Raw genomic sequence first — 17,000 nt, forward strand, 5'->3', positions numbered from 1 at the left:
ATGTAAAGGGTAAAGTGAGGTTCCTATGGAAAAGCTGTTTGACCTTGATTATATGCTGAAAAGCCTTCCCCGGATCGTTGAGTATCTACCCGTTACGCTATGGATTGCATTTTTGTCCATGCTGCTGGGTACGATTATCGGGTTGGCAACGGCGTTAATTCGGATATACAAGGTGCCTGTCTTGGCGCAACTGTCTACGCTGTATGTCTCCTACATCCGGGGAACACCGCTCATTGTGCAGCTGTTTCTCGTATATTATGGAATACCCAAGTTTTTATATTATTTTCAGAGCGAATACGGTTTCTTACAGCAATTAAATATCTACGTGATTCCACCCGAGGTTTTCGCATTGTTGTCATTTTCACTAAATCTCGGGGGTTATCTGTCGGAGACGTTCCGGGCGGCGATTCATTCAGTCGACCGGGGACAATTTGAGGCAGCTAATTCCATCGGCATGAGCCAAACACAAATTATGCTCAAAATTGTATTGCCGCAGGCGTTGACGGTGGCTTTGCCCAATTTGGGAAACACGCTGATCAGTACGGTGAAGGATACGTCTTTTATTTTTATGATCGGTGTCGTCGATATGATGGGACAGGCTAAAATTATGGGCGCGCGGGCGTTGGCTTTTTTTGAGGTATATGTTGCGGTGTCTCTGATTTACTGGTTGGTGTGCATTATTATTGAGCGCGGGCTTGTCGTGCTGGAGAAGCGTATTCGAATTTACGAAAGAAGTGAGTAAGGGTATGATTCAACTTCATCAAATTCATAAGCATTTTGGGCAGCATCATGTGTTGAAGGGCATAGACCTGACGGTAGGCAAGGGAGAAGTTGTAGTCATCCTGGGCCCAAGCGGATCGGGGAAGTCCACGCTGCTGCGCAGCATTAATTTTTTGGAACAGCCAAACAGCGGAGTCATTGAAATTAACGGTGTAAAGGTCGATGCCGCCAAGGCGGGAAAAAAGGACATTCTCGGACTACGGATGGCAACGGCAATGGTATTTCAGCAATATCAATTGTTTAAAAATTTGAATGCACTCCACAATGTGATGATTGGTCTGACCAGTGTGAAAAAGCTGGATCGTAAGCAGGCGAGGGAGATCAGTGAAGGCATTTTGGAAAAGGTCGGGTTAAAGGATCGTATGACCTATTATCCTGCCCAGCTTTCGGGTGGACAGCAGCAGCGAGTTGCGATTGCCCGTGCTTTGGCACTAAATCCGCAGGTGTTGTTGTTTGATGAACCGACATCCTCACTTGATCCTGAACTGGTGGATGAAGTGCTGTCCGTGATCCAAAAGGTGGCGAGTGAAGGCAATACGATGATTATTGTCACGCATGAGCTTGGTTTTGCGAGAGATGTAGCGGATCGGGTTGTGCTGATGGAGCATGGTGTGATCGTGGAGCAGGGACCCGTGGAGCAGTTTTTCACCAATCCGAAGGAAGAACGGACACGGCAGTTTCTGGGCAAAGCGTTGGTACAGAGAGCGCCACAGGAGCAGCCTGTATCCCCATAAAAAGTACGTGGATGGGTTATAGGTATGTACAACGCTGTAGACTTATTGCACTTATAGTAAAAAGCACGTTAGACAAGTCGCAGGAGGAAGGAAAGCCCGCGCTTGTTTGTCGTGCTTTTTTGGCGCCTCTTATCCCAAATTCTTTTCCATTGCAAAGTAGCTTATCACACTTATTCATGATAAATTCTAAGAACAATACAGTGAAGATGTAATCGGGAAGGAACATTGGCATATGAAAAAGGTTTTGTTCATTAATACCGGAGGGACCATTTCTTCCTCTTATCAGGAAAACGGCCTGACACCGACCCAATCGGCTGAAAATATTTTGGCGGAAATTCCGGAGCTGAAGGAGATTTGCGAGATTGATGCCCATAATCTGATGAGCATTGATAGCACAAATACACAACCAGAGGATTGGGCTTCCATCGCCCGGATGGTACATCGTTCGCTCGATCAGTACGACGGCATTGTCATTGCACACGGTACGGATACGATGGCTTATACGGCTTCAGCCTTGAGTTTCATGCTGGGAACCGTAGACAAACCCGTCGTTGTGACAGGTTCACAAGTTTCCATTTTGGCGGAGCACAGCGATTCCAAAAAAAATGTAATTGACTCATTCCTGACCGCATGTGGCGAGGTGGCTGGGGTTTTTGTCGTGTTTAACGGCAAAATTATCAATGGTAGCCGTAGCTCGAAAATCAGAACACGCAGCTATAACGCCTTTGAGAGTATTAACTATCCGTACATTGGCCTCGTGGAGAACGGTAAGGTGGTCTATACGGAGGGCGTATTTGCAAATCGCAGTACCGTTCGTCATCCATACAACGACGGGTATGCTTCCGAAGTATTTCTGCTCAGGCTGATTCCGGGTACGAATCCGGCGATTTTCGATGCCATTCAGGGCTTGGGCTATAAAGGTATCGTCATTGAGGGCTTTGGTATGGGTGGCGTCCCTTTTAAAGAAAGAAGCCTGATCAGTAAAATCGAGGAACTGATGAAGGACGGTATGAGTATTGTCGTGACTACTCAATGTCCTTATGAGGGCGGGGATTTGACGATTTACGAAGTGGGGCAAAAGGTACTGGAGAAGGGTGTTATTCCGGGGTATGACATGACAACGGAAGCGCTGGTGACGAAAATGATGTGGGCGTTGGGGCAGACGACCGATCCGGCCGGGGTAGCCAAGATTATGGCAACGAACTACGCAGACGAAGTTTCCCTGCCTGCGGATACAGCTTCCTTATAGGAAGCTGATTTCCGTAGATAAGAACAGGCATAAGAAAAAATACGGGTTAACGCTGGCCTTGCCCCAGTCTGCTTTTAATCTCAATAGCCACTTTCAGCGCTTGTACAGCCGATTCCAGTGGAATCAGGCTTTCCGAATGTCCACCAAAGCATTCAAGTGCATGATCCAAACTTTTTTCGTATGGATTGGCAGATTCGAGGTTGATTTTTTGCTGTCCTGATGCGGTATACTCATATAATGCGGTAGGTATAAGATCGTTTTCGTCGCTTTCATGAAATACCAGCTTGGCCTTTTCGAAATAAGCTTCATAGGCCACTGTGAAGGGGTAGCTTCCCGGCATGTGGGATGAGGCGATGACTTCTGTGAATGTATCCCGATGCTGAAAGTAAGCACGAACCTGTGCTTGTTCAGGATGGGTAACTTCTGTACCCCAGACTGTACATGGATCACAGGGGCCTAATAGCCAGGTCAGTAAATCCAGTTCATGAATCATGAACTGAGTAGGGATGGAGCTTAGTCCAAGATCCCCCCACAGAGGAGGCGTTTCTCTTTTCAAAGATAAGGAGATAAGCTTTCCGTACTTCTGTTGGCGGTATGCCTCATATAGATAGGTATAGGCGGGATCAAACTTAATGAACTGGTTGACCAGAATCTTTTTGCCATATTGCTCCGCAGCTTGTTGCATAAGAAGAGCGTCTTCGAGATTAAAGCAAACGGGTGTTTCACAAAATACATGCTTACCGTGCTTTAGCGCATCCACAGCATATGACCTATGCAGGTGGGAGGGCAGGCATAGATCGACGATATCCACGTCTGGATCCAGCAGAATATCCTCTATATTTTGTGTGACTTCTACGTTTAGCTCCTCTTTCAGCTTTTGCAGCTTGGTTTCGTTCCTTCCAAATACCATGATTCTGTTTACCTTGGGATGGTTGTTTAACAATGAGGCATGATATGCGCCGAATCCCGTCCCCAATATTCCAATATTCATCATCCATTACACCCCTTTACTTCTATGATACACACCTATTGCTGCCAACAGGGTGTCAACAATCTTTGCATCATCTTTTCAATTCGGGTTAACCATCTATTGTGGAGGTATGATTGTGAGACTGCATCGTTTAATCGCGATTTTATTATGTATCGAATCTAGAGGGAGAATGAAGGCCAAGGAATTGGCGTTGGCACTGGAAACCTCTGTACGCTCCATTTACAGGGATATCGACCTCCTGGCTGAAGCCGGCGTTCCGATTGTTACCGCATCCGGCCCGAAGGGCGGAATTTATTTAATGGAGGGTTATACGGCGAACCTGAAACAGTTGAATGGCGGGGATGTCATTCAGTTGTATTTAACAGGGATGGGCATTTATACAGGCGGGCCCACCGAATCGGGTTTGAAGTTAAAGAATGCTCTGCTCAAACTGGAACAGACGATGCCAGACCCGTATCAGTCCGATATTAAGAAAGCCAAAGCACGGTTTTATTTTGATGATACGCCGTGGTGGACGGAACGTATAGCCATTCCTTGTCTTGAGGCCGTGAGAGCTGCAGTGTGGGGGTCCCATAAAATAACCATTCAATATGAGAAGGCTGACGGAATCTGTTCTTCCCGTCATGTGCATCCCTATGGACTTGTGGTGAAAAAAGGAGATTGGTATCTCATTGCCTTCTGTGAAGTTGGGCAGGAGATTCGGACCTTTAAATGTGAGCGAATCAAGGAGGTTCAGCCGTCTGCGGAAGTGTTTGAGGTTCCGGTCGATTTTTCGCTGGAACATCATTGGATGAGGCAAGAAACCGCGTTTAAGCAGCTTTGTACAGAAAAAGAATACTATCCCGTTCTGATCCGAACGAATAAGAAGCAAGCGGGAATTATAGCGAAAAGAATGGAAATCATCCAGTCTGTACAGGAAGGCAATCATTTCATTCTAACGGTCAACATGTATAGTTATGAAGCGGCTTGTCGCGATGCGATGGATTGGATCGGTAGGGTTGAAGTTGTGGAGCCTGTAACACTCCGACAGTTTGTGAAGGAAGAAATTAACCGACTCCAGAGGATATATGGATAAATGATTAAAAAAACACCTGCCTAGGGCAGATGCTTTGCTTGTTAAGTCCAGGCCCAGAGAAATCCGTCACGATCCCAGGCAATTCTGCCACCATGAAGCTTGCGGAATGCTTTTTTGATTTCTTTTTCCAGAGATACATGACCATGCTCGCTTATAAACACATACTGCTCTCCATACTCAGAGCGTACATATGCAATTGCATCTTCTTGTTTCAGGGTGCCCACTTCACGGATCTGCGCGACCATCCATTGTGCAATCTCTTGTTCTGTTGTAGGGGTGTTGTCCATTTGTCGTATCCTTTCCTGCGTACCGATTGGGTGTAGCTGTTCGGCTCACCTCCCCGTAGTATACGGCAATTCGGAGAATTATTGAATTTTCTGATATAAATTTACTTGAGCGGTTGGCTAAGTGGGCTTTCTTTTGTATAATTAAGGGAATATTCACGGGAATTTTCTTTTTTTGTATTGTAATCATGCAAGTAATCCCTGGGGGTGCCTGATTTGAAGGAAACAACCACAATTCGCGCAGAGCTGGAGCAGTACATCAGACGAGAAGGAATTACGATTAGTAAGTTTGGGGAGAACACAGGTATTAATGCAGGAACGATCAGTGCCATTATTAACGGTAATCGTCCGATTGCGATGCTGCTGTTGGATCGGATTGGTGAAGGCATGGGGCTTGAAGAAGGGAGCCTCTATGAGTTATACATTGATGAATTTATACGGAATACGGCACCGAATTGGCGACGGGTTCGCCCCTTTTTGCATCGCTGTGCAGAGCTGAACAAACTGGATTGTATTAAGCAAGTCGTGGAGTTTATGATGGACTATCTCATATACGCCCCAGCTTTGTTTGAGACAGCAGAAGAATTATTCAGTGAAGGTAAGTTCGAGGCTGCGGCAATTATTTATAAAAATGTTTCGGAAAGTGAAAAGTACCAACATTCAGAGCGTCTGGCGCTCTGCCAATACCGTTTATTTACGATTGCCGTTGGCGATGACCAGGACGAAAACTTATGGGCAGCCACACATTTCGAAAGCTTTGTGGACCGACTGGGTGAAGCAGACCAACTGGATGCCTTAAGAGACTTGGCCAATACCTATGCCTCCTTGCGGCGTTGGGATAAAGTAGAATGGTTTGCTGAAAAAATGGCTCAAAAAGCCAAGGTACAATACGAGCAAAAATACGGAAATACCAGAAGATCGGAGCGTGGCAAGGAACCTAAGGGTCCTTTGTTTATGTATATTGTATACTCTTATGTGCTGCGCGCCGGGGTGTGGGATGAGCGCGGGGATTATCAGAAGGCGCTGGAATTTGTATCCCTATACTCTGATTTGAGCTGGGTGCAAGAGGATACGGAAGAAGCTCAGCGTTTGAAGGCCCTTTGTAGCAACTGGGCTGAGGCCAACGGGTATTTATATCAATTGATGTCCGGCAGCCTGGATGTGATTCCACAGTATGTAGATTATTTGGAAAAAAACGAAGGTGAAATTCTGGTGGGGCTACATAAAATTATGGTAGCGGCCAACCGTTATGATTTTAATGTAGATCATGTACTGCAGCGCTTTGAAAAACAAATTGAGGCATTTGCAGATCAGCATGTCAAGGTAGGGACCTATACGGAGCAAATGTCAGCAGATCTCTATGCACGATTTTTGGCAGAGATGGCTTGTTATGATCTCAACAAACATCGTTATTCCAAAGGTATGAAATTCCTGCTCGAGAGCCTTTCCTATTCCGTCGTGCTGAATGGTAATCCTGTCACAATCAAATGTGTAGGATTATTTGAAAAGTTTCGGCATACTGCCACTTCTGAGGACAAAGAGGAATATAAAAACTTACTTGGAGAGGTAGAGTACATCCATGATAAAAAAGATCGTTTTTTCTCTGCTCGCATTTAATGTTTTTGTCCTATTGAATTTTTCACCCGTTCCCCCCCCTATGGAAGATCCTAGCGACGTCCACAGTCATGGGCTGGGGGGATGGGCTTTTTCATCCCTTGATACATCTACCTGAAAAGGTCTAGATTGTCGTAACCCAAAAGGTATCCTCTTATGAAGAAGAGGATACCTTTTTTTGATGTGGAAGTGCATTTGAAGGAGCACTTTTGCCGTCAAGAGTGGGGAGTTGGAAGTTGAGCAGGCGGAAACCAGACATGACGCAGATCCACCCAGCCCTGACTGTTAAAAGATACACCGCGCACAGAAGGAAGATAGGCCGTCTGAACGGGCTTTTCATATAAAATATGCAGCTGGTGCTCATCCATGAGCCGAGTTTCGATATGTTCAAATTGCTGCGCCCTAACAGTATGATCGGCCTCCCGTGCAATTTCACGCAGCAGTCTTTCGATATCCACACGGCTATGAGGCTCCACATGCCCAGATACATTGAGATACAAGTCAAACAGGCGTAATTGCTCATCACGGTCACGAAAGAGAGAAAAGATGATTAAGTCTGACTCCATACGGATAGATGAGCTTTTGAATTCATTCATAGATGCGGCCACGATGTTACAGGTATACCCACAGGATTCGAGCTGAGCCGCAACCCGGTCTGCGTCCGCTTTATACTCGGGAATGGTAGCAATTTGTAGTGCCGCCAGTGGTTCATAAGAATCGTTAGATGAATCCACTGCTGGAGGAAGGGAGCGATGATCCAGACATGCTACAATGCGGGCACGTATTTCTGGGTTGCGCAACGGTCCATCCTTGTGTGTATTACATGTGATAAATTTGCGTACCGAAGCCGCCGAGTGAATCTGGCTCCATGCGGTATCCGTATCTCCCGCTGATACGGGATTATGGATAATGTGAAAAGAAGAAGCGGTGTCTTCCGTATCCGACGATTCCAGCTTAGTCGCCCACGGGAGTTGGACAATTTCCACTCGGTCCAGATGAGCCCGGCCTTGAAAATAAGGTGCGAAAGCCTCCAGTGTACACAGGCTTTCGTTCATTTCCGTGACTTTGAATGCCCCTGTACCGATAGGGCGGATGCCAAAGGCGGCCTCACCCACCTGATTAAGCTCACGCGGCACAATCGCAGCCCGGCTGGTACACAGGAAGGATAGAAATAGCTCGTTCGGCTCTTTTAGTACGAAGCGTACCATCGTCGGGCTCAACGCCTGGACGTGCTGAATTTGCCGGACGATAAAATGATAAAGTCGCCTTCCCGGCGCCCGACTCAGTCGCTCAAAGGTATAGACGACGTCTTCAGCGGTCAGTATTTTTCCGTTATGAAACAGCACTTCTTTACGCAGGAAAAAGGTCCACTGTGTACGAGTGGCGTCCACCTCCCAAGCGTGCGCCAATCCCGGCAAAATCTCACCGCTTTCGTTCGCCCGGCGGGCCAGGCCATCAAAGACGTGGCTGGATACGAAGGACTCGGCGAGCCAGTTCAAGTACAACGGGTCCAGCGTATAGAGTTGCTGGCGAATAGGCAGACGCAGCGTGTCGATCTGCTGCTGATCACTGCGCACCTCCGCGTGATGCCCAAAATAATTTAGCAGCCAGCCTTGCAAATGCTCCTGCATGGTGGAGGAGCGTGAATGAACTCGGATCTCATCCAGCGCGCGTTTGATATCATGGCGGTCTATGGCTTGCATCATGGATTGCACGGCAATGTCTTCCGGCTGAATGAGGAAGCGCAGACTGGAGCGGCGGCCTCTGCCTCGGCGGGGAGTCCATTGTATCCAGTCGTGCTGCTCCATTTTCTGAATGATCATCAAGGCGTTGCGGTGAGTACAGTCAAAAATAGCCGCCAGCTCATCCAGCGTCGTCTCTATGGTATGGTTTTCGTCCTTGTCGTCAGCTGCGTGTGAGTGAAGCCGTAAAAATTGGGCATGGAGTTTCATTCAAGGTTGCTCCGTTTCCCCTATATTTGATTAAAAGCGTAGCCACTTTTATAAAATAGGAAATTTTGTTTGAATTAATTTCTCTTTATCTTCTTATTTTATCATCTACAATAAGGGTTATAAAGCATATTTGTGGAGGTATTTACCATGCATGACAAGATGAATGGAACGTCTTTGCCGAAAACGTCGTTTCTGTCCGCCTTTGCTGGCGCAATTGTGTTGGCGCTGGTTCATCAATATCTGTTTTACAGACATGGGCTGGGCGTGTCTATGCCAATTTTTGTTATTGTGTTTTACGCCTATATGTATGCCTTTAATCGAGATCGTTTCCAGTTAGGATCATGGATAGGGCGTTTACTGTTTGTGATCATTTTCATGCTGGCATTGACATATGCGCTGTTCAATAATCCGGTCCTATATGTGTTAAATGCGCTGGCGATACCTGCTCTGATTAGCGTACACATGGTGCTGCTGTTTGGGGAGAAAAGGCATGGCTGGTCGGAACCCGGTATTATTGGTCAGGCGTTAAGCCATTGGTTTTATCAAAACTTTCGTCATATCGTGACCCCGTTTCGGATGGTTAAGACAGTAGCCCTTCGGAATGTGAAGGATGAGCGTAAGCGTGTATTGGGCAAAGTGATAATCGGTTTGCTTATTGCCTTGCCGCTACTGTTCATCATCATATCATTGCTGGCTTCGGCAGATGGGATGTTCGAAAAGCTGTTATCTGGCATACCCGATTGGATCGGCACACTGTCCTTTGGGAGTGGCATGCTGCGGCTGATCTGGACCTGCTTTTTCACCTTCTGTTTCTTCTGCTACTTGTGGGGATTTGTACAGCCTGCTCCGCGTAATACGCAAAGAGAGACTCAATCATGGCACGGGTTAAATGAGCGCACGAATGGTCCAACCACCGAGTATGATGGTCATTCTTCAGTGATGATTGACCGACCAACGGTGCCTTACCACGAGCCGGTCGCGATCAAGTTTGATCCTGTAATTACCGCTACGGTGCTGATTGTCATGAATTTGGTGTATGTTGTGTTCGTTGTGTTGCAGTTCGGATATCTGTTTGGTGCATGGGAAGGTGCTCTGCCCGAAGGAACCTCGTATGCTGAATATGCGAGAAGAGGATTCGGGGAGCTGGTTATGGTAACAGGTATCAACTTTGTGCTGATGATCAGTGTATTGAAGTGGACTGAATTTGGCTCAGGTATAGTGCAAAAAATGAACAGCGGCCTGCTGTACATACTCGTGGGTTGTTCGGGTGTGATGCTGTACTCGGGATATACCCGGCTGGTTATGTACGAAGAAGCATACGGCTATACGTACACCCGCTATTTGGTACACGCGTTTATGATTTTTCTGGGCTTGCTACTGCTTATTGCAGCAGTGCGCATTCATTTCCGTCAACTGCCGTTGGCGAAATATTATATTGTACTCGCTCTGGTCGCCTATGTCGTCGTGAACTATGTGGGCATTGATATACGGATTGCTGAAAATAATCTCGAACGATATCGTACGACATCGGTGATAGATAAGGAATATTTGAGTGAGCTATCGGCAGACGCGATTCCGCTGCTGATTGACTTTAGCCGTAAGGAACATGGAGCGCTGGATGAGTTTTTACAAGCCCGTTTGACAAGCATGACGAGAGAAGAATCGGCTTGGCCTGAATTCAATTGGGCAAAGTATCGAGCGCAACGGGAATTGCACGACTATATTTTGGAATGAGAGGTGTTTGGGAATGATCGGAATAGATGCAGTACAGGGTATGGTATTGGAGCTACAGGATGAGATGTCACAGTATCAGCATCAGTTTGGGGTAAGACGAAACCATTTTCTCGCGGAGGCTATGTCCTACGGAATGAGTGAGGAGGAATGCCAGTCTTATGCTATCCAGAGTATTGGTCCGGTCGTTCCCGTCGCCTATATGCCTACGTTGGCCCCCGGCAAAACCCGACCGCTCAGTCCAATGTTGGCAGCGCGGTACCGATATGCGGGGGATTGGAAGGACATCGACGAGCATCTGCTCCTGCCAGATGAAGTGCTGCGGATCGCAGGTACAGAGCAGTTCCGCAGCTGGATCAGCGATATGCGGAATTACTGGGTGGAATCGGCTCCATACCGATTCGGGGATGATCGTCTTTCGCTGCTGTCGGTTGCGAGCGAGGAAGAGGGTCACTTTTCCATGCTCGTCTGGAAGGAGCCTGGTGAAGAGCCTGAAGTATGGACGTATGCTTTGCAGCATGAATACCGATTCAGTCATCTGCTCCATTGGTTCAAGTGGCTGAACGGGCGCAGTGAAGAATGAGAGGTACAGATGATGAAAAAGAATCGTAATTGGGTCGTGCTATTTATCGGCATCGCTCTGATGATGGGGGCAGCAGACTATTTAACACAAGCTAAGCCTACGACTCCTCCTGAGCTTATCGTTCCAACCGTAATCAGTGAAGAAAGCCTTCAGTTGTGAGAATGAAGTTAATTTTTTGTAGTATTACGTTGTTAAAGTAAGCCGGAATTCACCCTAATAGTTGAGAGGGAATTGAGGCCAACATCAATGAATGTGGAGCCATTCAGATGTTCAAGCGACTCCGTCATTTCCTCTACAGCTTATATTCAGGGGGAATTTCAATGGCTAGAAGTGCAAGTACTTACGCGTCTGTAATTGACGGTTTTAAGGTAGAAACGAACAAAAAGTATTCGCCAGTAGGTGGAACGAAGTGTAATATTTTTGCACAAGATGTGATGTCTGCGATGTCGGCTTCCCTGCCAAGTGGCTTAGCCAATCAAATGGCTGATGCTTTACTGAATAAAAAGGCGCCGGGCTGGGACTCTGTAACCTTTCAGGATGCTCAAAAAAGAGCAAATCTAGGGTATCCTACCATCGGTATCAAAAAAGCGGATGGTCATGGTCATGTAGTCGTTGTCAGACCGAAGGGTTCATCGATTACGATTTTGAAAGAGGTACAGGTTGCTCAGGCGGGGACAAAAAATTATAACAGTAACACTATTAACTACTCGTGGGTGGCAGCAGATTTGCCTGGAGTGAAATTCTACACACACGACTAATTGGATTCGAGATATCGGCAATCTAATGACCCTGGAAGCAGATCCATCCGATCTGCCTCCAGGGTCGTTTTTTTATTTCGAAACAGAATGTTTAGATACAATGAACGCTTTGCCTGGCTTGATAAAAGCAACAGCATAGCCATTGGAGAAGGAGGAGGATTCCACTCTGTACTCAAGTTTAGTCAGCAGTTGCCCCTGACGATTGATGTAACCGAATTTGCCGTCTGAGACGGATGATTGTGTTTGTTTACCGACTAAAGCAAGGCCTTCTTTGAACGGAGAGGCAACATCGTATTTTTGTTGATATTTAATGACCAGCGTTCCGTTTTTATCAATAAATCCGACTTCGTTTTTTGCATTTTTCACACTCGCCAGGCCTTCACTAAAATCCTGGGCATCCGTAAATTTAAAGGGAATCGCGACTTTTCCCTGTTTATTGATGAATCCCCATTTTCCCTTGGTATTTTGCACCGGGGCCAATCCTTCCGAGAAGTCTCCACCGGATTTATATTGAGGAGGAATGACTTCTTTCCCTGCTGTATTGATATATCCGTATAGCCCTTTGCTATTCTGAACAATAGCCAAGCCATTCGAGAAACCACGACTGTATTTGTATTTATAAGGAATCGCTAGTTGACCAGAGGCATTCACAAAACCGATCTTGCCAGTGTTAGGGGCGTAGGCGAGGGCCAGACCGTCTGTAAATACATATTCTGACTCCACATTTTCTTTAAAATGAGAAAGGATTTTTCCCGTTCGATCTATAATTGCATTTTCTTTGGTGTCTGCTATGGTTACCTTTGCTTTTCCTTCAGAAAAGAAATTGGCTTCGGTATATTGGCAAGGGATGACCAGTGCCCCTTTGGTGTTAATGTATCCATAGAGATTGGTTTTTGTATTTTTGACTACGGCTCGCTGCTCATGAAAATCACCAATGGGTTTAAGCTCGGCGGGAAGTGAGAAAGCTTTCTCTCCTTTGGAATTGTAATACACGAGGTTTCCAGCAGATGTTTCAGCGGCTAATAAGCCATCATGAAAAGCACCATCGCTCAGCGGGCGAGCAACGTTGTAATCCAGAGCAGTTTTAGAAACTTCAATGGTTGTTGTGCTGGATGCGGCCCAGCCTGTTCCAATAACGGAGAGGCTAGTAACCAGAATCAATGCAGCTAATCCTAACTTTTTTAACATGCATAAGCTCCTTTGTGAGTTGACTTTTTAACTTCAGGCTTCGAAAAATCTTACCCTCATACGTAAGGTCTTCCATAATATAGACGATAAAAATGTAGGAATGTTTCTTGATATTCTAAATTTTTCTAATTTTCAGCACATGAGAAAGCCCTGCTTCCAAGTATGACACTTGCTATTCTCATCTCTACTCATCTCTTCTCACCCCAGCTATTCTTTGGCTACGGAGGGGCTATCAAGTTACTCCGTAAGCTCATGTTAGCATTTTACAGAATCGAATAACATATCATTTGGCAGAACCTCTTATAGTGAAAACCGATTACTATTGAGAGATTAAAGATAAGAGATCACGTTCATTTTCAAGAAAAAAAGTGAAGAAACAGTGTCATTTTAAAAAAAGTCTATACATATAAATTAAATGTATAGACAAATCAAAAGACTGGATTTATAATTACGCTGTAAACGTTTTCTAGTACTTAACATCCAATCAGACCTTGAAGGGAAGGAACAATCATGAAGAAAATTTTGCTGGCGTGCAGCTCAGGTATGTCTACAAGTTTGCTGGTTACTAAGATGCAGGATTATGCTAAGTCCATTGGAGACGAGGCTGAAATTTGGGCAGTAGGTCAAGATCAGGCGGCAGAAGATATGGCTAAGGCTGACGCAGTATTGATTGGCCCGCAAATGAGTTTTCTTAAAGGACAGCTGGAAAAGGAAGCAGCCCAATATGGTATTCATGTAGAAGTGATTGACATGATGGCCTACGGGATGGTTGACGGTAAGAAAGCCTATGAGCAAGCAGTGAAGCTGGTGGAACGCAAAAATGGATAAAGTCAATATAGCTGAACTGACGGAAGAGCAAATTAGTTTCCAACTTATTCTTCATAGTGGAAGCGCTCGCAGTAAAGTAATTCAGGCGCTGACAGAATATCGAAATGAGAATGTAGAAGGTGCGGACGAACTGCTCAAACAAGCCAAGCAGGATTTACGTGCTGCGCATGACATCCATTTTCAAATGGTTAAGAAGGAAGCGGGAGGTACCCAAACTCCTTTCTCGCTCCTTCTAATGCATGCCGAGGATCATCTGATGTCCACGGTTACCATGAAGGATCTGGTTCTAGAATTGCTGGAACTGTTCAAATCCAGAAATTTATAACGGAACATGTAAGTTTGAGAAATTTGGGACATGAAAAGCTTGCAACCCTATTGATGCAAGTCACTTCGCGGGGAGGAATAGGCTTTGTTTGAAAAATTAAGCCGGATACTGATACCTATTGCCGGTAAACTGAACAACAACCGCTATCTTACTGTACTGCGTGATGCATTTATGCTGTCATTTCCATTAACGGTTTTTGGCTCCATTATCGTCGTTATTATCAATCTGCCGTTTCTAAAAGGGTGGATGGGCGACGGCAATTATGCGACTTTTAGCAGTCTGCTGAACATTGCGCCTAATGCCACACTGAATATCATGACCTTATTTGTAATCGTCGGGATTGGGTATTATTTATCTCGAAGTTATAAGGTCGAGCCCATATTCGGCGGGATGATTGCGTTGGCCAGTTTCTTGATGCTCACCCCGTTTGTGCTGACACAAGAAAGCGGTGCCACGATTGCTGGTGTCATTCCGGTTGATCGGATCGGTGCCAAAGGCATGTTCCTTGGTATGATCGTCGCTTTTATCGCGGCTGAGATATACCGAAAGGTGACGCAGCGGAATTTTGTCATTAAAATGCCTCCAGGCGTTCCGCCGGCAGTTGCCAAATCATTTGCCGCTTTGCTTCCGGCATGTATTACATTGGGCATATTTTTGATCATTAATGTTGTAGTTACACTGACCCTTCATAATAACCTGCATGATCTGATTTATCATGCTGTACAGGCACCTCTGGTGCATTTGGGCAGTGGCATTATACCTACATTGATTGCTATTTTCTTTGTTCAGCTTTTATGGTTCTTTGGGCTTCATGGTCAAATTATTATTAACTCGGTTATGGATCCAATCTGGAATACGCTGGCACTTGAAAACTATGAAGCGTACTCCAAAGGAGCAGAACTGCCGCATATCATCACCAAGCAGTTTGTGGATATTTACACCGTAGGTATCGGTGGTACAGGTATGACACTGGCTGTCGTGCTTTCGATTCTGATCTTCCTGAAGAGTAAGCAATTGAAGCAGGTCAGTAAGCTGGCCCTTGGACCGGGTCTGTTTAATGTCAACGAACCCGTCATATTCGGTCTGCCGATTGTGATGAATCCGCTTATTTTTGTTCCATGGGTTATTTCTCCAATGATCGTTACGCTGATTACTTACTTTGCCATGACCACCGGGATTGTGCCGCCGCCAAACGGAATACAGGTTCCTTGGACGATGCCGTTGTTCTTTAGTGGAATGATGGCTACGGGCTCCCTGATGGGTGGCGTGCTGCAGTTGTTTAATATGGCTGTCGTCTTTGTCATCTGGTTCCCGTTCCTGAAAATTATTGACCGGATGAACGTTCGTAAAGAGCAGGAAGAGGAGCTTAGCCAAGCAGCCATTGCTGGTAAGGATCAAACTGTTGGAATGTAATGTGGATAAGCTGCTAGATTAGCAGCTTATTCATTGCAAAAGAGAGAGGAGTAGAGCTGTGAATCATACCGAAATGAAAGATACAGAGCAGCAAACCATTCAATACCGTTTTCCATCCGACTTCTGGTGGGGCTCATCGGCCTCGGCTACCCAGACAGAAGGAACCGTGGAGGGGGACGGCAAAGGACCGAACATTTGGGATTATTGGTTTGAGCAGGAGCCGAACCGTTTTTATGACGAGGTTGGACCTGGCGAAACGTCCCGTTTCTATACCCGTTACAAAGAAGATATTGCACTCATGAAAGAGCTTGGTCACAACTCTTTCCGGTTCTCTATTTCCTGGTCGCGTCTGTTTCCGGCAGGGAAAGGTGCAATAAACCAGCAGGCGGTTCAATTCTATAATGCCGTCATTGAAGAGTTGCATCAGGCGGGTATTGAGCCGTTTGTGAACTTGTATCATTTTGATTTGCCGATGGCTTTACAGGAAAGTGGAGGCTGGGTGAACCGGGAGACGGTCGAGGCTTACGTGGATTATGCTAACACTTGCTTTGAGCTATTCGGGGATCGTGTAGCCAAATGGTTTACACATAACGAGCCGATTGTCCCGGTGGAAGGCGGCTATCTGTACGATTTCCACTATCCGAATGAAGTGGATTTCGGTAAAGCCGTACAGGTGGGATATCATACCCTGTTATCGAGCGCCAGTGCCATTAAGGCTTACAGAGAAGGCGGTTATAAGGGCAAAATCGGAATTATTTTGAACCTGACGCCAACTTATCCGCGTAGTCAGCACCCGGCAGACGTGCAGGCTGCTGAAATATGCGATGCGTTCTTTAATCGTTCCTTTTTAGACCCATCTGTGACGGGAGAATTCAATCCTTTGCTCGTGGAGCTGTTACGCCAAGAGGGATATGTACCAAGCATGGAAGACGGAGATCGGGAGATCATACGCCAGGGCACTGTGGACCTGCTGGGGATTAACTATTATCAGCCACGCAGAGTCAAGGCTCGCGAAAGTCTGCCGAACCCGGATGCGCCTTTTGTGCCGGAACGTTTCTTCGATTATTACGTCATGCCTGGTCGCAAGATGAATGAAATGCGGGGCTGGGAGATTTATGAGAAAGGCATTTACGACATTCTGACCAATGTCAGAGAAAATTATGGCAACATTGAATGCTTCATTTCGGAAAACGGAATGGGCGTTCAAGGTGAAGAAAAGTTCAGAGATGAACAGGGCATGATCCGCGATGACTATCGCATTGATTTTATCCGTGAGCATCTCAAATGGGTCCAACGAGCGATCTCAGAAGGCTCCAATGTGAAGGGCTATCACTTATGGACGTTTATGGACAATTGGTCCTGGACGAATGCTTATAAGAATCGCTATGGTTTTGTGTCTGTCGATCTTCAGGACGGTGGCAAGAGATCCGTTAAACAGAGTGGGCACTGGTTCAAACAGGTGATCGATAATAACGGATTCTAAGGTGGTCCTCTG

17 protein-coding genes are annotated in these 17,000 nt (G+C 46.1%); 13 read left to right on the forward strand and 4 right to left on the reverse strand.

What is annotated here, in order from left to right:
* The first annotated feature begins 25 nt into the window (after positions 1-25).
* The 3 genes from MKX59_RS01420 to MKX59_RS01430 all read left to right on the forward strand — a co-directional run bounded on the left by MKX59_RS01420 (position 26) and on the right by MKX59_RS01430 (position 2,763).
* On the forward strand, positions 26-742 hold the full coding sequence (locus tag MKX59_RS01420) for an amino acid ABC transporter permease (protein WP_023990975.1): 717 nt from the start codon (positions 26-28) through the stop codon (positions 740-742).
* Between the two features lie 4 nt (positions 743-746).
* On the forward strand, positions 747-1,514 hold the full coding sequence (locus tag MKX59_RS01425; protein ID WP_103744489.1) for an amino acid ABC transporter ATP-binding protein: 768 nt from the start codon (positions 747-749) through the stop codon (positions 1,512-1,514).
* 232 nt (positions 1,515-1,746) lie between these two features.
* The gene (locus tag MKX59_RS01430) at positions 1,747-2,763 is read left to right on the forward strand and encodes an asparaginase (protein ID WP_013312613.1); all 1,017 of its coding nucleotides are present in this window, start codon (positions 1,747-1,749) and stop codon (positions 2,761-2,763) included.
* A gap of 46 nt (positions 2,764-2,809) precedes the next feature.
* Here the strand turns inward: MKX59_RS01430 and MKX59_RS01435 are convergent, their stop codons facing one another.
* A complete protein-coding gene (locus tag MKX59_RS01435) occupies positions 2,810-3,757 on the reverse strand; it encodes a Gfo/Idh/MocA family protein (protein WP_049828356.1) in 948 nt (315 codons plus the stop codon).
* Positions 3,758-3,869: 112 nt separating this feature from the next.
* Here MKX59_RS01435 and MKX59_RS01440 point away from each other — a divergent pair, with 112 nt between their 5' ends.
* Positions 3,870-4,829 carry a helix-turn-helix transcriptional regulator gene (locus tag MKX59_RS01440; protein WP_340857417.1) on the forward strand — a complete coding sequence of 320 codons (960 nt, stop codon included), beginning with the start codon at positions 3,870-3,872 and terminating at the stop codon, positions 4,827-4,829.
* 41 nt (positions 4,830-4,870) lie between these two features.
* On the opposite strand, the gene MKX59_RS01445 is transcribed toward MKX59_RS01440, so the two are convergent.
* Positions 4,871-5,116 carry a DUF6953 family protein gene (locus MKX59_RS01445; RefSeq protein ID WP_013312611.1) on the reverse strand — a complete coding sequence of 82 codons (246 nt, stop codon included), beginning with the start codon at positions 5,114-5,116 and terminating at the stop codon, positions 4,871-4,873.
* Between the two features lie 213 nt (positions 5,117-5,329).
* On the opposite strand from MKX59_RS01445, the gene MKX59_RS01450 reads away from it, so the two are divergent.
* Positions 5,330-6,730, forward strand: coding sequence for a helix-turn-helix domain-containing protein (locus tag MKX59_RS01450; RefSeq protein WP_028540871.1), 1,401 nt, complete (start codon positions 5,330-5,332; stop codon positions 6,728-6,730).
* A 212-nt stretch (positions 6,731-6,942) separates the two neighbouring features.
* Here the strand turns inward: MKX59_RS01450 and MKX59_RS01455 are convergent, their stop codons facing one another.
* Positions 6,943-8,679, reverse strand: a complete 1,737-nt coding sequence (locus MKX59_RS01455; RefSeq protein ID WP_053326412.1) for an ABC transporter substrate-binding protein — start codon at positions 8,677-8,679, stop codon at positions 6,943-6,945.
* Positions 8,680-8,826: 147 nt separating this feature from the next.
* Here MKX59_RS01455 and MKX59_RS01460 point away from each other — a divergent pair, with 147 nt between their 5' ends.
* The 4 genes from MKX59_RS01460 (at position 8,827) to MKX59_RS01475 (ending at position 11,751) form a co-directional block, all read left to right on the forward strand.
* The gene (locus MKX59_RS01460; RefSeq protein WP_340857420.1) at positions 8,827-10,413 is read left to right on the forward strand and encodes a DUF4153 domain-containing protein; all 1,587 of its coding nucleotides are present in this window, start codon (positions 8,827-8,829) and stop codon (positions 10,411-10,413) included.
* Between the two features lie 13 nt (positions 10,414-10,426).
* A complete protein-coding gene (locus tag MKX59_RS01465; protein ID WP_069081039.1) occupies positions 10,427-10,993 on the forward strand; it encodes a hypothetical protein in 567 nt (188 codons plus the stop codon).
* A gap of 9 nt (positions 10,994-11,002) precedes the next feature.
* A complete protein-coding gene (locus MKX59_RS01470; RefSeq protein ID WP_179085434.1) occupies positions 11,003-11,152 on the forward strand; it encodes a hypothetical protein in 150 nt (49 codons plus the stop codon).
* Positions 11,153-11,313: 161 nt separating this feature from the next.
* Positions 11,314-11,751, forward strand: coding sequence for a hypothetical protein (locus tag MKX59_RS01475; RefSeq protein ID WP_023990966.1), 438 nt, complete (start codon positions 11,314-11,316; stop codon positions 11,749-11,751).
* A gap of 72 nt (positions 11,752-11,823) precedes the next feature.
* Here the strand turns inward: MKX59_RS01475 and MKX59_RS01480 are convergent, their stop codons facing one another.
* Entirely contained in the window at positions 11,824-12,939 is a 1,116-nt protein-coding gene (locus MKX59_RS01480) for a WG repeat-containing protein (protein WP_069081042.1), read from the reverse strand.
* 510 nt (positions 12,940-13,449) lie between these two features.
* Here MKX59_RS01480 and MKX59_RS01485 point away from each other — a divergent pair.
* The 4 genes from MKX59_RS01485 (at position 13,450) to MKX59_RS01500 (ending at position 16,988) form a co-directional block, all read left to right on the forward strand.
* Positions 13,450-13,767, forward strand: coding sequence for a PTS sugar transporter subunit IIB (locus MKX59_RS01485; protein WP_013312603.1), 318 nt, complete (start codon positions 13,450-13,452; stop codon positions 13,765-13,767).
* Positions 13,760-14,092: a PTS lactose/cellobiose transporter subunit IIA gene (locus MKX59_RS01490; protein ID WP_013312602.1), complete on the forward strand. Its 333-nt coding sequence runs from the start codon at positions 13,760-13,762 to the stop codon at positions 14,090-14,092. Before MKX59_RS01485 ends, MKX59_RS01490 begins: the two co-directional genes overlap by 8 nt.
* An 84-nt stretch (positions 14,093-14,176) precedes the next feature.
* Positions 14,177-15,505 carry a PTS cellobiose transporter subunit IIC gene (gene celB / locus MKX59_RS01495; RefSeq protein WP_023990964.1) on the forward strand — a complete coding sequence of 443 codons (1,329 nt, stop codon included), beginning with the start codon at positions 14,177-14,179 and terminating at the stop codon, positions 15,503-15,505.
* Positions 15,506-15,578: 73 nt separating this feature from the next.
* A complete protein-coding gene (locus MKX59_RS01500) occupies positions 15,579-16,988 on the forward strand; it encodes a glycoside hydrolase family 1 protein (protein WP_340858984.1) in 1,410 nt (469 codons plus the stop codon).
* Positions 16,989-17,000 lie beyond the last annotated feature (12 nt).

This window comes from Paenibacillus sp. FSL R7-0340 (assembly GCF_038002205.1).
GTDB classification, from domain to species: domain Bacteria; phylum Bacillota; class Bacilli; order Paenibacillales; family Paenibacillaceae; genus Paenibacillus; species Paenibacillus polymyxa_B.

Excerpts from the sequence above, each read along its gene's own strand:
- MKX59_RS01430 (WP_013312613.1), top strand. The coding sequence starts at position 1,747 with ATGAAAAAGGTTTTGTTCATTAATACCGGAGGGACCATTTCTTCCTCT.
- MKX59_RS01490 (WP_013312602.1), top strand. The coding sequence starts at position 13,760 with ATGGATAAAGTCAATATAGCTGAACTGACGGAAGAGCAAATTAGTTTC.
- MKX59_RS01480 (WP_069081042.1), bottom strand. The coding sequence starts at position 12,939 with ATGTTAAAAAAGTTAGGATTAGCTGCATTGATTCTGGTTACTAGCCTC.
- MKX59_RS01470 (WP_179085434.1), top strand. The coding sequence starts at position 11,003 with ATGATGAAAAAGAATCGTAATTGGGTCGTGCTATTTATCGGCATCGCT.
- MKX59_RS01500 (WP_340858984.1), top strand. The coding sequence starts at position 15,579 with ATGAAAGATACAGAGCAGCAAACCATTCAATACCGTTTTCCATCCGAC.
- MKX59_RS01460 (WP_340857420.1), top strand. The coding sequence starts at position 8,827 with ATGCATGACAAGATGAATGGAACGTCTTTGCCGAAAACGTCGTTTCTG.
- MKX59_RS01475 (WP_023990966.1), top strand. The coding sequence starts at position 11,314 with ATGGCTAGAAGTGCAAGTACTTACGCGTCTGTAATTGACGGTTTTAAG.
- MKX59_RS01435 (WP_049828356.1), bottom strand. The coding sequence starts at position 3,757 with ATGATGAATATTGGAATATTGGGGACGGGATTCGGCGCATATCATGCC.
- MKX59_RS01465 (WP_069081039.1), top strand. The coding sequence starts at position 10,427 with ATGATCGGAATAGATGCAGTACAGGGTATGGTATTGGAGCTACAGGAT.
- MKX59_RS01455 (WP_053326412.1), bottom strand. The coding sequence starts at position 8,679 with ATGAAACTCCATGCCCAATTTTTACGGCTTCACTCACACGCAGCTGAC.
- MKX59_RS01445 (WP_013312611.1), bottom strand. The coding sequence starts at position 5,116 with ATGGACAACACCCCTACAACAGAACAAGAGATTGCACAATGGATGGTC.
- MKX59_RS01485 (WP_013312603.1), top strand. The coding sequence starts at position 13,450 with ATGAAGAAAATTTTGCTGGCGTGCAGCTCAGGTATGTCTACAAGTTTG.
- MKX59_RS01425 (WP_103744489.1), top strand. The coding sequence starts at position 747 with ATGATTCAACTTCATCAAATTCATAAGCATTTTGGGCAGCATCATGTG.
- MKX59_RS01420 (WP_023990975.1), top strand. The coding sequence starts at position 26 with ATGGAAAAGCTGTTTGACCTTGATTATATGCTGAAAAGCCTTCCCCGG.